The organism is Rasiella sp. SM2506 (assembly GCF_050859505.1).
GTDB lineage: Bacteria > Bacteroidota > Bacteroidia > Flavobacteriales > Flavobacteriaceae > Marinirhabdus.
In genome coordinates, this window is record NZ_CP193934.1 from 1,556,649 (window position 1) to 1,571,618 (window position 14,970).

A 14,970-nucleotide genomic window follows, 5' to 3' on the forward strand; every position below is an offset into this window, starting at 1 on the left:
CATGAATAAATTGGGTTCGCAATATAACAATTAACGATAAAAGCACAATAATATTTTACCATTTATCCGATGTAAGGGGTCTTTATCGAAATCGACCCACTGTAAACGTAGCTTTTTTTTTATTATTATAGTATAAGCCTATTTCTTTAAAAAACTTTTAGATCGCTACACTAAGTGTATCTTTGAAGCGTTACTAGTTATGATGAAAAAGTTAATTTTACTCTCTATTTTATCGGTATTACCTTTAATTGCTGCGTCTCAGCAAAAAGACATCGTAGTGCCTTGGAATAATACCACAACAACTTCTGTAGGTTCTAATAGCAAGAAAATTGGTGTAGCAAAAACAGTGAATACTAATACTGTTACTAAAGCTTCAGGAAATTCAGCATTAGGTCTTCAGCTTGATGATGATAGTCTTCTCTATGAGAAACTTTGGGAGGATACTGGATTTGCAGATGCCAATTCGCTTCAAATTTTAAATGTAACGTACGGTTCGCTTACTCAAGATGAATTAAAAGGTATTAATAAGAACATGGTGCCTTCCCAATTAAAATCTCAGATTGCAAGCACCATGGGGAGGGATAAAATATTTACAAAAGTGAGTATTTCTCCAGTTGTGAAAACGAATGCAGGTCTTAGAAAAGTGATTTCGTTTTCTTTAAAGTATACCTACGGAAACAATAGAAGTTCGTATACCCGAATGCCTATCACAAATTCTGTTTTAGCAACTGGCAACTGGTTTAAATTTAAAATTGAACAAACAGGTATCCATCGGGTAACGAAAGAATTTTTAAGCAGTATTGGTATGAATACCGACGGTATTGATCCCAGAAATCTTAAAATTTACGGACATGGAGGGAAGCCACTTCCTTTATATAATGCAATTCCTGTTGCTTTTGACCTTCCTGAAAATGCAATACAAGTGTTGGGGGAAGGAGATGGTTCTTTTGATAGTGGTGATGCCATTTTATTTTATGGTATAAGTACCAAAGGATATGATCTTGAGAATGACACCAATATAAACCCTTATAGTGACGAGGCTTATTATTATGTTACAAGCTCTGGGGGACCTGGTTTGCGGGTGCAAAATATGGTAGAGCCTACGGGAAATGCCACTACAATAATTAGTAGCTTCGATGATTATAAATTCCATGAGCTTGATGAAGATAGCCCGGTACGGGTGGGTAGGCGCTGGTATGGTAATAGATTTGACATAGAAAACGAACAAACATTCACCTTTAATTTTCCTAATATAATATCGCAGGAACCTATGGATCTAACAGTGAAAGCTGTTTCGGCATCCGAAACTTCTAGCTCCATAGCGCTATCTGTTAACGGTACCACGTTAAATCCGTTAACCTTCATACCACCATCGGGGTCCACGGCATTGTTAAGTACCGATGAATTTGAAGACGAAGTGCCCGCAGGAGGGGAAGAAGTAACTGTGGAGTTGATTTATAATAATGGTGGTAACCCGGCAAGTATTGCTTACTTAGATTATATTGGAATTACTGCGGTACGTAGACTTTCTGGCACGGGGGAACAATTACCCTTTCAGTTTAATGATGCAACAACACTTACTGGAATTGGGGAATATCAAATTACCAATGCGAACGATTTTACACAAGTTTGGGACGTAACCAATACGGCAAATATTTCTAGTAAGCCACATGAAAATGGAGGTGCCTCTTTCAGTTTTAAGGCTGCTTTAGGACAGCTTAGAAAATATGTTGCGGTACACGCTTCCAACTTTTTAGAGCCAGTACAGGCGCAAAACCCAGTGGTTGGGAATCAAAATTTAAAAGGAACTATCTTTAACGATGCTTCTGGTAACTTTCAGGATATAGAGTATCTAATTATAGCGCCTCCTTTCTTATTACAACCAGCACTGCGATTGGCAACCCATCACAAAGGCAGAGGGCTTAATGTAAAGGTGGTCACTACTGATAAAATTTATGAAGAATTCAGTTCTGGGAAACAGGATATAAGTGCTATCCGTAATTTTGTACGGTATATTTATGACAATGCTTCCAGCCGGGAAAACAGAATTAAATACCTCGGTTTTTTTGGAGATACTTCTGTAGATTATAAAAACAGGCTGAGCAACAATAACAATAATGTGCCTTCCTTTCATACGCTTTTAAGTACAAATACAGCCAATTCTTTTATGAGTGATGATTTCTTCGGAAGTGTAGACTCTAATGAGGGTACCATTGGCGGGGAAAATTTAAATGAATTTGGAGAGAGGTTGCCCGATATTGATAAGCTGGATATAGCAGTAGGTAGAATTATAGCAGATAATGTACTATTGGCAAACCAGATGGTAGATAAGATTTTGAATTACGCATCCAGAAGTTCCTATGGAAATTGGCGGAATAATTTTATCTTAATTTCAGACGATGTAGATGCACCCTTTGAGTATCGTGATCTAGAATTAAATCTCGATAACTTAGGGGATGAAATCTCTGCCAACAAGCAATTTGTGAATGTAAAGAAAATACATGCAGACGCTTTTTTACAGGAAACTTCGGCAGGTGGAAATAGATATCCTACGGTGGTAAAAGCCATCCAGAACCAAACTGAAGTAGGTGCATTAATTATTAATTATTTTGGACACGGTGGTGAGGATGGTTTGGCGAAAGAATTTATTTATACCAAAGGGGTTGCCGAAAATTTAAGAAATCCCAACACATTACCACTTATTGTAACGGTAACCTGCGAGTTTACAAAATTTGACGATCCTGAGCGTGTCACCGCAGGGGAACTTACTTTTTGGAACCCAGAAGGAGGGGCTATTTCACTCATTACTACTACCCGTGCCATATTTGTTAGCGTTGGTGTATTGTTCAATGATGCATTAGCACCTGAATTGTTTGGGTATGGCACTAATGATATTCCGCCGCCGGCAGAAGCATTGCGTAGAGCAAAAAATAACATACCCAGAAATACTAGGCGGGTGGTCCTTTTTGTAGGAGATCCAGCATCGCCGCTTGCCTTTCCCAAGCCATCTATAAGACTTACGTCTATTAATGGAGCTCCAGTTTCAGCAACATCTCCTGTGTTGCAAGCTTTAAGTCGCGTGCGTTTAGGTGGTGAGGTGACCGATGCTAATGGAAATGTATTGAGTAACTATAATGGAGTGCTGGAAGCAAAATTGTTTGATAAACGGGTAGATCGTCAAACATTGGCAAATGATGGTGTCAGAGATACATCGACAGACTATGATGGTGATGGAGACACAAATAATATATTAATATTAAATTTTACTACCCTAGGTGAAGGCCTTTTTAATGGACAGGCATCCATAACCAATGGTATATTCGAATTTGAGTTTGTCGTGCCTCGGGATATTCAAATCCCCGTAGGAAATGGTAGGCTAAGTTTGTATGCCCAAAATAATGCGCAACTGGAAGATCAAACGGGTTTTAATGAGCGAATTAGAATTGGAGGTCTTAACGAAAATGCTGCAGAAGATAATATTGGTCCCACCATCAATCTTTTTATGAATGATGAAAGTTTTGTTTCAGGAGGAATTACGAACGATTCGCCTATTCTGTTGGCAAAACTAGAAGACGAAAACGGTATTAACACAGCTAGTGGTATTGGCCATGACATTATTGCCATTTTGGACGGGGATGAGTCCAATCCAATTGTATTAAATGAATTTTACCAGGCCGAAGTAGATGATTTTACAAGAGGCCTTACAAATTATAACCTTCGGGATTTAGAGAAGGGATTACATACGTTAACGCTAAAGGCATGGGATGTGTATAACAATTCGTCTACCGCAGATATTCAATTTATTGTAACTGGAAATGATGAGCTAGAAATAAACAGGGTGCTTAATTATCCTAATCCATTCGTAAATTATACTGAATTTTGGTTTAACCATAATCGCCCTTTTGAGCCTTTAGAAGTTCAGGTGCAGGTGTTTACGGTAACGGGAAAAGTAGTTTGGACAAAAAACCAAACCATCACTACAGACGGTTTTCTTTCACGAGATATTGTTTGGGACGGAAGGGATGATTTTGGTGATAGAATAGGAAAAGGTGTGTATGTATACAAGATAACCGTAAAATCTCCGTTAACCAATAAGCAGGTTGAAAAGTTCGAAAAACTTGTTATCCTTTAATAATTGAAAATTAAACTTATATTTGAAAAAAATTTTAACCTCATGAAGAAAATTTCAATCCTGATTTTGTTGGCCTTGGTAACAGTAAAAACCCAAGCACAGGAAGATAACTCTACCGCTAACCAAAGAGTTATCACAACCGCAGTTCCATTTGTATTAATCGCCGCAGATGCTCGTGCCGCAGGTATGGGAGATATAGGAGTCGCCTCTTCTGCAGATGCTTTTTCACAACAATGGAATCCTGCAAAATATGCTTTCGCAACTTCAAAACAAGGTGTGGGTGTTACGTACACTCCATACCTAAGCCAATTGGTAAATGATATTTTCCTTGGTAATTTAACATATTACAACCGTATCAACGAGCGTAGTGCAGTAGGTGCTAGTTTGCGTTATTTCAGTCTTGGAGATATTGAATTACGAGACACTGCAGAACAAGTGCCATTAATTCAAAGTCCCAATGAATTTACATTTGATGTGTCTTATGCTCTTCGCTTAAGTGATCGATTTTCAATGGCTGTTGCTGGACGTTATTTGCGATCCGATCTAAAAATCCAAGCTTCAAACGAAGATGCTTCTGCAGCAAGTTCCTTTGGTGTGGATATCGCTGGTTATTATCAGTCTGAAGAAATTGCATACAACGATTTTGACGGTCGCTGGAGAGCAGGTTTTAACATCTCAAATGTGGGTCCAAAAATTAAGTATGATGAAGTAGGACAAGAAAACAACCTTCCAACAAATTTGGGTCTGGGAGCAGGTTTCGATTTTATTTTAGATGAATATAATAAAGTTACCGCACTTGTGGAAGTAAATAAACTATTGGTGCCTACTCCTCAGGATTTTGATAATGATGGTGATATTGATGCAGAAGACGATGAGGAATACGAAAATATTAGCTTCTTTTCAGGTATCTTTAAATCTTTTGGTGATGCACCAGATGGTTTCAGTGAAGAGTTGAAAGAGTTTACGTGGGCTATAGGAGCAGAATACTGGTACCAAGATGTATTTGCTTTCCGTACAGGGTACTTTAATGAAAGTGACTTAAAAGGATCTAGAAAATTCCTTTCTTTAGGAGCAGGATTTAGATACACCGCAATCAATATCGATATTTCTTACTTATTCTCTACTTCAGCAGTTAGAAGTCCGTTGGAAGGAACACTTCGTTTCGGTCTTACTTTTAACTTTGGAGATGAATATGACGAGTATTAAAAAATAGAATGGCAAAGAAACTCACGATTACCGCCGAACTTACGGTATTTGAATCTTTACAAGAGCTTCCTCAGTCCATACAAGAATTAATGCATAAGGCGCAAGAAGCTCGTGAAAGAGCTTATGCGCCTTATTCGCGTTTTAAGGTGGGCGCTGCACTACAGTTGGCCAATGGTGAATTAGTAACAGGTAACAACCAGGAAAATGCTGCATTTCCTTCAGGGCTTTGTGCAGAGCGTGTAGCGGCTTTTTACGCAGGAGCTACCTATCCGGGAGTTGCATTCCAGACCATGGCATTAACGGTACGTTCCTTAAATAAAGAAGTGAACACGCCAACGCCACCTTGTGGCGCTTGTCGCCAATCCCTGGCCGAATACGAAGTAAACCAGAAATCACCTATCACCCTCTACTTTATGGGCGAAACGGGTAAAGTGGTTCGGGCAAATTCAGTTAAAGATCTCTTGCCGCTTATTTTTGATAGCTCTTATTTGTAAACTTTTTTAGAAAAATAAATATTGGCTCCTTCCCCAAGCGGCTAAATATAGATAATCTAAAAGTCTAAATGTTAACCCGCGATTCGGGGGAAGGTGGATTTCAACATTGCGATTTTGAATAAAACTCACGAAGTAGGATAGTCGAAATTCGGAAGGGGGAAACCTCCCAAAATCCAATTATCTTCCCAATCTTAATTTTAGAAACTAAAGTTTTATATAAGGGTATAAAATCCTTATTTTTGTTATTCGCGAAAATTAAATGCTGAAGCCTTTTTTTCAGTATTCCAACACTATTAGTTGATGAAAAAAATCACCAAAAAAACATACTTAGATTGGTATGAAAACATGCTATTCTGGCGCAAATTTGAAGACAAATTAGCCCAAGTATATATCAATCAAAAAGTCCGTGGCTTCTTACACTTGTACAATGGGCAAGAAGCTGTTTTAGCAGGAGCGCTACACGCCATGGATCTTACCAAAGACAATATGATAACCGCCTACCGTAACCACGTACAGCCTATTGGGATGGGTGTGGATCCAAAACGTGTTATGGCCGAATTGTATGGAAAAGCCACTGGTACTTCCCAAGGTTTGGGAGGTTCTATGCACATTTTCTCCAAAGAGCACCGTTTTTATGGGGGTCATGGGATTGTGGGGGGTCAAATCCCGCTGGGAGCTGGTATTGCTTTTGGAGATAAATTTCATGGGCGTGATGCCGTAACCTTATGCTATATGGGGGATGGAGCTGTACGTCAAGGATCGTTACACGAAACGTTTAACTTAGCAATGTTATGGAAACTACCTGTTGTGTTCTGTTGTGAAAATAACGGATACGCCATGGGAACGTCTGTAGCTAGAACTGCCAATCATACTGATATCTGGAAACTAGGTTTAGGCTACGAAATGCCGTGTAAACCCGTGGACGGAATGAAACCAGAAGTCGTTGCCAAAGAAATGGACGAAGCCATAGACCGCGCAAGACGTGGTGATGGGCCTACCTTCTTAGAAATTAGAACGTACAGGTATAGAGGACATTCTATGAGTGACGCACAACATTATCGCACGAAAGAAGAAGTAGCGAAAAAACAGGAAGAAGATCCAATTTCGTACGTGTTGCATACCATTTATGAAAAGAAATGGGCGACCGAAGAAGAAATTAAAAAAGTTGATAAGCGTGTAAAGGATATGGTGAAGGAATGTGAAAAATTTGCAGAAGAATCTCCATACCCAGAAAAAAACGTAATGTACGACGCAGTATACGAACAAGAAGATTACCCATTTTTACCTCATAAATTATAAGCAATGGCAGAAGTAATAAACATGCCTCGATTGAGTGACACCATGGAAGAAGGAACCGTGGCAAGCTGGCTCAAAAAAGTGGGCGATAAAATAGAAGAAGGCGATATACTAGCTGAAATAGAAACAGATAAAGCCACGATGGAGTTTGAATCCTTTTATGAAGGAACGTTGCTTCATATTGGGATCCAAGAAGGAGATACGGCCAAAGTAGACACGTTGTTGGCTATTATTGGTGCTGAAGATGAAGATATTTCAGAACTGCTGAATGGAAAAGGAAGCGATGGTGCGAAATCTGAAACAGAATCTGAAGTTGAAGAAGACGAAGAAACTGAAGAAGAAGATTCCGAAGAAACTGAAGCTAACGATAGCGATGTAACTGAAACTGATGAGGAGGAAGAAGAAGATGAAGTAGAAGAAGATACTTCTGCCAATTCTGAAATACCCGAAGGAGTTGAGGTTATTAACATGCCTCGCTTGAGCGATACTATGGAAGAAGGAACCGTAGCGTCTTGGTTAAAAAAGGAAGGTGACACTGTGGAAGAAGGTGATATTCTAGCCGAAATTGAAACAGACAAAGCCACGATGGAGTTTGAGTCTTTTTACTCAGGTACGCTCTTAAAAATAGGTATTGCCGAAGGTGAAACAGCTAAAGTAGATACCTTACTAGCCATCATAGGTCCAAAGGGAACCGATGTTTCTGGTATTTCAGAAAAAGGAAAACCAGCGGCTAAAAAATCTTCAGATAAAAAGGAAGCTTCAGCAAAAGAAACTTCAAAAAAAGAAGAAGTAAAAAAAGATACTTCAGAAGAAAAAAAAGAATCTAAAAGTTCAAGTTCAAGTTCAAGTTCAAGTTCATCTTCAACTTCAGATTCAAAAAGAATTTTCGTTTCTCCACTTGCCAAGAAGATGGCCGAAGAGAAAGGAATTAATTTACAACACGTAAACGGTTCTGGAGAAAACGGACGTATTGTAAAAAGCGATATAGAAAATTACCAACCAGGTGCAGCAAGTGCAGGCGCTTATCAGCCAGTAGGTGTAGAAAGCTGGGAAGAAACCAAAAACTCACAAATGCGCAAGACCATTGCCAAGCGTTTGGGAGAATCCAAATTTACAGCACCGCACTACTACTTGACCATCGAGTTGGATATGGACAATGCCATTGCTTCCAGAACGGCTATTAACAGCGATCCAGACGTAAAGGTTTCTTACAACGATATGATTGTGAAAGCATGTGCTATGGCGTTGCGAAAACATCCGCAAGTAAATAGTCAATGGACTAATGATACTACAAAAATTGCAAGCCATATTCATATAGGAGTGGCCGTAGCGGTAGATGAAGGCTTGCTAGTTCCCGTATTAAAATTTGCAGACCAAATGACGTTCTCTCAAATAGGGGAGAACGTAAAGGAATTGGCAGGTAAAGCAAGAAATAAAAAGCTAACTCCCGATGAAATGCAGGGAAGTACCTTTACGGTTTCTAACTTAGGGATGTTTGGAATTAAAGAATTTACGAGTATTATCAATGCGCCTAATTCGGCTATTTTATCGGTTGGAGCTATCGTGCAAAAGCCTGTTGTGAAAAATGGAGCCATTGCGGTAGGGAATACCATGACTGTAACCCTAGCCTGCGATCACCGAACCGTAGATGGTGCTACCGGAGCAAAATACTTGCAAACAGTACGACAGTATATCGAGAATCCAGTGACAATGTTTGTGTAATTAACGAACAAAATTTTGCGGTGTCAGGTTGAGCGCAGTCGAAACCTAATTGATACTGAATGATTTGAAATTAGAACGAATAATTTTAGAATTTCTAAATGCCAAAAAACATCATCATCACTGGAACCAGTCGAGGTATAGGGTACGAGTTGGTTTCATTACTTACGGATGCAGGGCACAACGTCCTTGCGCTATCTCGTGATGCTGCACCGGTTTCTGGGTTGGATATTTCAAACTGTATGTGCTTTTCCTGTGATATCACCGATAAAAAAGACATCACTCGTGTCAAGGATTTCCTTAAAAAGACGTGGAGTCATGTAGATGTGCTTATTAACAATTCTGGATATTTGGTAAACAAGCCTTTTTCAAAACTGAACTGGGAAGACTTTGAAGACAGCTATGGAGTAAATATTTTTGGTGCTGCCGTCATGACGCAGGCTGTTTTGCCTTTTATGAAAAAAGACGGTCACGTAGTGAATATAAGTAGTATGGGCGGTATTCAGGGAAGTATGAAATTTCCAGGATTGGCTGCTTACAGCAGCAGTAAAGGGGCCATCATTACCCTAACTGAAGTATTAGCAGAAGAATACAAAGAAACGGGTCCCAGCTTTAATTGTTTGGCATTGGGTTCTGTGCAAACCGAAATGCTGGAGGAAGCTTTTCCCGGCTTAAAAGCGGCTGTTACCGCCAAAGAAATGGCGCACTATATTATGGATTTTTCCTTGACCGGACATACCATGTATAACGGGAAAATTTTGCAGGTTTCTAACTCAACGCCTTAGTCATTTCGACGATAGGAGAAATCACACAAGTAGCTCCATCCCGAATTAATTTCAGGCTAGCTCACTCAAATGCGACCCCTCGCTGTACTTTGAGGTGACAAAACAACTAAAATTCACTATTTTTACCTTGTGCAAGAAATCCTCGCAAAATACATCCCAAACGCTGCTGTTCAACCAAGTTTTGAGCTTATTAAAGCGAATAATGTTTATTTAAAAATAGTAAACGAACGCGTAACGCGCCACGGTGATTACAGAAAAACGCCCAATGGCCAGCACCAAATAACAGTAAACGCCAGTCTTAATAAATACCGCTTTTTAATCACACTTGTTCATGAAATTGCACATTTGGTAGCCTTCGCCAAATACGGGCGCTATATAAAACCCCATGGGCTGGAATGGAAACGAAGTTTTCAGGTATTGATGTTGCCTTTTATACGCCCCGAAGTTTTTCCCAATCAATTATTGCCATTATTAGCACTACATTTTAAAAACCCGAAGGCCAGTAGTGATACAGATGCTAAACTTTCGTTAGCGTTAAAGCAATACGATGCGCCCAACGATAAAAACTTTATATTTGAGATACCTCCCAGCGGATTGTTTCGATTGTACAATGGAAAGATTTTTAAGCGAGGAAACAAACGTGTAAAACGCTACGAATGTTTGGAGGTAAGCACCGGTAGGATCTACCTTTTTAACCCCAATGCGGAAGTGGAGTTTTTGCGAGAAACAAGTTGACCCTTCGATACAATTCCGCAGAAAAAGCAGAATCACTCAGGGTACCGGTTTAATGTTTTTGTGTTTCAGTGTAGGAAGTATTATTTACTCAACCCATAAACTCTTCAGCATCTAAACTATGAATAACAAAACATAACAAAGAGCAGCAATCTATCTATAAATATCGCAATTTTGAAAACAGTGAATACTAATTACTACGCAGTTATCATGGCCGGAGGCATAGGTTCCAGATTTTGGCCCGTGAGCACACAGGAATTTCCTAAACAATTTCAGGATATGTTGGGAACGGGGGAGAGTTTACTTCAAAAGACATTTTCCCGATTGGAGAAGATAGTGCCTGCTGAAAATATTCATATTTTAACCAATGAGCGATATCTAGAACTCACGCTTCAGCAATTGCCGCAAATTTCGGAAGAACAGGTTGTTTTAGAACCTGCAATGCGAAATACAGCACCTTGTATTTTGCTTTCCGCTTTAAAAATTCAGAAAGAAAATCCAGATGCTGTCATGTTAGTGGCGCCAAGCGACCATTGGATTGAAGATGAAGCAGCTTTTAAAAGCGATGTAGAAATCTGTTTTAGCCAGTGTGTAAAGGATGATGTGTTGATGACGTTGGGGATAACGCCTACTTTTCCGAATACGGGATATGGGTATATTGAGAGTGATAAAAATTCAATTTCAGAAATTAAAAAAGTAAATCAGTTTCGGGAAAAACCGAATTATGAAACCGCTAAGCAGTTTTTAGCAGAAGGAAATTTTTTATGGAATGCTGGAATTTTTCTATGGAGTGTACAAAGTATAATTTCGGCTTTCGAAAAATATTTGCCTGTGATGAATGCACTCTTTTCAGAAGGAAACCCTGTTTATAACACCGATGAAGAAAAAGATTTTGTACTAAATAACTATGGTCTTGCCGAAAATATCTCGATTGACTATGGAGTCATGGAAAAGGCCGGCAATGTATATGTGAAAAAAGCAACGTTCGATTGGAATGACCTTGGTACCTGGGGCGCATTGCACGAGAAGTTGGTGAAAGATATAAACAGCAATGCAATTGTTCGGGCAAAGACTCATTTAAAGGATGCTAGTGGTAATATGATCTTTACTGAAAGAGATAAATTGGTGGTAATTGATGGTTTGAATGATTATATTGTTGTTGAAAAAGAAGACGTGTTGCTTATCTTTCCGAAAGAAAAAGAACAAGAAATAAAGACATTATTGACCGAAGTTGCCGAAAAACATGGTAAAAATTATACCTAATGAGTACACCTGAAAATAAGAATCATATAACTCCCAACGAAGCCGAATTTGAGCAAGACAAACACAATGCTTGGCAAGGCGTAACAAAATTTATTAGAGGACTTTTTAGTCTGCATGAAGATACAGATCGAGATGCGACTATAGAAGCGGTTAGAAAAGACATTTCTTTTAAAGGGCATACGGCATGGATTCTTATTTTTTCCATATTTGTGGCGTCAATTGGGTTAAATGTAAGTAGTACGGCCGTGGTTATTGGGGCAATGCTTATTTCGCCATTAATGGGACCTATTGTTGGAATTGGCCTTTCTGTGGCCATAAACGATGTAGAGACACTTCGTAAATCTCTTATTAACTTAGGAATCATGGTGGCTCTTAGTGTACTAACGGCTTTTTTATACTTTAGTATTTCACCTTTAACCGAAGAAACACCAGAGCTACTTGCGCGAACCTATCCTACTATTTTAGATGTGTTGGTCGCTATTTTTGGTGGTTTGGCACTTATTGTTGCTAAAACAAAAAGCGGGACCATTGCCAGTGTTATCTTTGGTGTGGCTATTGCCACTGCTCTTATGCCTCCTTTGTGTACGGTAGGATATGGATTGGCCATTGGAAATTTTGATTATGCTGGAGGAGCGTTGTATCTGTTTTCTATTAATGCCGTATTTATTGCGCTTTCAACTTTTATAGTTTCTAAGGTTCTGCGCTTTCCCATGGTTCGATATGCCAATTCAAAAAGAAGGCGGTTTATTGCTCAAATGGCTTCCTTAATAGCGATAATTGTAATTGTTCCTAGTGTGTATCTTTTTTATAAGCTTTTACAAGAACAGGTTTTTGAAAACAAAACAAACGAATTTGTAAGAGATGTTATAAAATACGAAGGTGCAGAGGTAGTGAAGGCATCTCAAGATTATAAAACCAAAAAAATTGAAGTTTATTTAATAGGGCAACTTGTGCCACAGCCTAAAATTAATGAGTGGTTGGACCAGTTAAAAGATACTGAGAAGTTAGAAGATGTAGAACTGCGTATTTACCAAGGTTCAGACCGTTCTGGAGAACTGGCTGAAAAGCTTTCGGGAGAGGTGAAAGCTGGTATTCTGGAAGATCTTTATGTGAGAAATGAAAATGCCATTAGAGATAAAGATGAGCGTATAACATTTCTGGAGAATGAGATAGCAAATCTTACCGTAAAAGACCGGATACCTTTTGATGCCATAAGTAAAGAACTAAAAGTAACTTTTGATGGAATCCAGAATTTCTCTTATTCCAGGAGAGTTTCTACCAATTTTAAGAAGACAGATACCTTGCCAGTTTTTTCAGTATCCTGGGACAATTCCATACGTTCCCGAGATCGTATAAATAATATGAAGAAAATGGAAAACCTTTTAAAAATTAGGCTACAGCTGGATACTTTAGCTGTTGAAGAAAGTAAATAATACCATCACCTAATACACCTTCAGCTTCTAGTGTTATTTTAGAATAGTATACATACAGAGCGTGTTTGGAAACCTTACAAAGCTTTGCAGCACAAGTGAAATAGTTGTCTGTATAGAGACCTAATTAGACTTGTAGATACGTATTTTTAGTATCCACGACACCTGAAGTTAAAAAAAAATGGCACTCGAACAGAGTGCCATTTTCTAGTAAAGGTCTTTTCTAAATTATTTTTTCACAAACTTATAACTCATTTGTTTTGAATCAACTTCAAATTGAGCGAAGTACACACCAGAGTTTAAGCTAGAAACATCGATGCTGTTTGCGCTAGAGATTTTTGTGGTCAAAACCAATTTACCATTCATATCTACAATCGTTACCGTAGTATTGTTCATTCCTTGAACAGAGAAGTTTAATTTGTCTACTGTAGGATTAGGAAAAAGATGTATTCCGGCAGCTTCTACATCATTAATTCCTAATGGATTTCCACCTTGTTCAAAAATAATTTGAGTGTTTATGTTTGGGTTTGTTATTTCGTCGATAGTTCCATTGGGCCATTCAATAACAACTCTATCAATTTCTGTTGCTGTTCCAAGACCAAAGTGGGCTACTAAAGAGTTCATATGTCTAAAGCCTTCTCCAGAGCGAATTTCTCGCATTTGGCTTCCCCATGCACCTTCGATAGTGATGCGAGCACCAATACCGTTAATGTTGCTATCTACACCAATTAAACCAATCTTAAACCAGTTGTTAGAATTTGTGTCATTCATATAAAGATTTCCTCCTCTTACAACGTCCAAGAAGCCGTCATTATTAAAATCTCCAATTCCACCACCATCAAATGGTAGGTCTTGACCTGTAAAAGTCATATCTCCATTATTAAGGTACAGTTCTTTAGACATTTCGCTTAGGATATCTATATACCCATCGTTATTAAAATCTGCCGCTAAATTTTCCCAAGATCCCAGGTCTGTTGGATTAATACCTGTAGTGGCAATAATATCTGTAAAGTTTCCAGTACCGTCATTTTCCATAAATTTATTTTGAAAGTCATGATTTACGATAAAGGCATCAAGATCGCCATCGTTGTCAAAATCTTCAAAAACAGTTGCCCAGGAACGCGAGCTATCCTGCATACCAATATCTAGTGCGTTTTCAGTAAAAACACCCGTACCATCGTTCGTGTACATTGCATTGTTATTTAATGGATCGTTTGGTGGTGAACCACCTCTACATTTCGTTAAATACATATCAAGGTCGCCATCATTGTCATAATCTATCCAAATGGCAGCATAGTTGCCAGGAGCATCTATGGTTTGAATAAGGGTTTGATCGAGGGTCATATTTCCATTACCGTCATTTCGGTAAGGATGACTTAAATCTACATCGTGACAAACAAATGCATCTAAATCTCCATCGTTATCAATATCTGCTATGGTAGAGCGTTGTGAGAAGATATACTGAGGGAATGTATTTTCAGTATAGTCAGTACCATCTGCATTTGCCATTAAAAAGGAAACACGTTGCCCATTACCTAACACAAAATCATTATATCCATTTGCGTCTAAATCACCAGCAGCGACGCTCCAGTCTGGAACGTTTTGAATGTTCATTGAAATCATAGTTGAGATAAAAGTCCCATCGGGTTGTTGGTAATCTATTCCAATTCCGTTCGATGAAATTCGAACGTTATCGTCAAGAAAATCATTGTTTACATCAACAGCAACTGCCGTGGATGATTGGAAGTTGCCTATTAAATTGTTTTGGTTCGTAAAACTCACTTCTTGAGCCAACAACCCAAAACCACATGCGAGCGCAAGTGATAAGCTTGTAAATTTTTTCATGTTTTTGGTGTTTTAAAAAGTCTCTAAAAATAATCTAAAAAACCTAACGATACAACCTAACTATGAAT

General features: G+C 38.7%; 10 protein-coding genes. 9 read left to right on the top strand and 1 reads right to left on the bottom strand.

Translation table 11 applies throughout. From position 1 onward, the window contains the following. Window positions 1–199: 199 nt before the first annotated feature. From porU to ACQ2HF_RS07070, 9 genes are all read left to right on the top strand, one after another. Window positions 200–4,132: a type IX secretion system sortase PorU gene (porU, locus tag ACQ2HF_RS07030; RefSeq protein ID WP_432412816.1), complete on the top strand. Its 3,933-nt coding sequence runs from the start codon at window positions 200–202 to the stop codon at window positions 4,130–4,132. A 42-nt stretch (window positions 4,133–4,174) separates the two neighbouring features. Continuing rightward, the gene (porV, locus tag ACQ2HF_RS07035; protein WP_432412817.1) at window positions 4,175–5,338 is read left to right on the top strand and encodes a type IX secretion system outer membrane channel protein PorV; all 1,164 of its coding nucleotides are present in this window, start codon (window positions 4,175–4,177) and stop codon (window positions 5,336–5,338) included. Between the two features lie 8 nt (window positions 5,339–5,346). Beyond that, entirely contained in the window at window positions 5,347–5,832 is a 486-nt protein-coding gene (gene cdd / locus ACQ2HF_RS07040) for a cytidine deaminase (protein ID WP_432412818.1), read from the top strand. A 300-nt stretch (window positions 5,833–6,132) separates the two neighbouring features. Continuing rightward, window positions 6,133–7,131: a pyruvate dehydrogenase (acetyl-transferring) E1 component subunit alpha gene (pdhA, locus tag ACQ2HF_RS07045; protein WP_432412819.1), complete on the top strand. Its 999-nt coding sequence runs from the start codon at window positions 6,133–6,135 to the stop codon at window positions 7,129–7,131. A gap of 3 nt (window positions 7,132–7,134) precedes the next feature. Continuing rightward, window positions 7,135–8,850, top strand: coding sequence for a pyruvate dehydrogenase complex dihydrolipoamide acetyltransferase (locus ACQ2HF_RS07050; RefSeq protein ID WP_432412820.1), 1,716 nt, complete (start codon window positions 7,135–7,137; stop codon window positions 8,848–8,850). Window positions 8,851–8,948: 98 nt separating this feature from the next. Next, window positions 8,949–9,632 carry an SDR family NAD(P)-dependent oxidoreductase gene (locus ACQ2HF_RS07055; protein ID WP_432412821.1) on the top strand — a complete coding sequence of 228 codons (684 nt, stop codon included), beginning with the start codon at window positions 8,949–8,951 and terminating at the stop codon, window positions 9,630–9,632. 129 nt (window positions 9,633–9,761) lie between these two features. Continuing rightward, on the top strand, window positions 9,762–10,367 hold the full coding sequence (locus ACQ2HF_RS07060; RefSeq protein WP_432412822.1) for a SprT-like domain-containing protein: 606 nt from the start codon (window positions 9,762–9,764) through the stop codon (window positions 10,365–10,367). A gap of 180 nt (window positions 10,368–10,547) precedes the next feature. Next, window positions 10,548–11,627, top strand: coding sequence for a mannose-1-phosphate guanylyltransferase (locus ACQ2HF_RS07065; RefSeq protein ID WP_432413065.1), 1,080 nt, complete (start codon window positions 10,548–10,550; stop codon window positions 11,625–11,627). Next, window positions 11,627–13,060: a DUF389 domain-containing protein gene (locus tag ACQ2HF_RS07070; protein WP_432412823.1), complete on the top strand. Its 1,434-nt coding sequence runs from the start codon at window positions 11,627–11,629 to the stop codon at window positions 13,058–13,060. The genes ACQ2HF_RS07065 and ACQ2HF_RS07070 overlap by 1 nt, the downstream gene beginning before the upstream one ends. Before the next feature lie 225 nt (window positions 13,061–13,285). Here ACQ2HF_RS07070 and ACQ2HF_RS07075 read toward each other — a convergent pair whose 3' ends face one another. Continuing rightward, on the bottom strand, window positions 13,286–14,902 hold the full coding sequence (locus ACQ2HF_RS07075) for an FG-GAP-like repeat-containing protein (RefSeq protein ID WP_432412824.1): 1,617 nt from the start codon (window positions 14,900–14,902) through the stop codon (window positions 13,286–13,288). Between the last annotated feature and the right edge of the window lie 68 nt (window positions 14,903–14,970).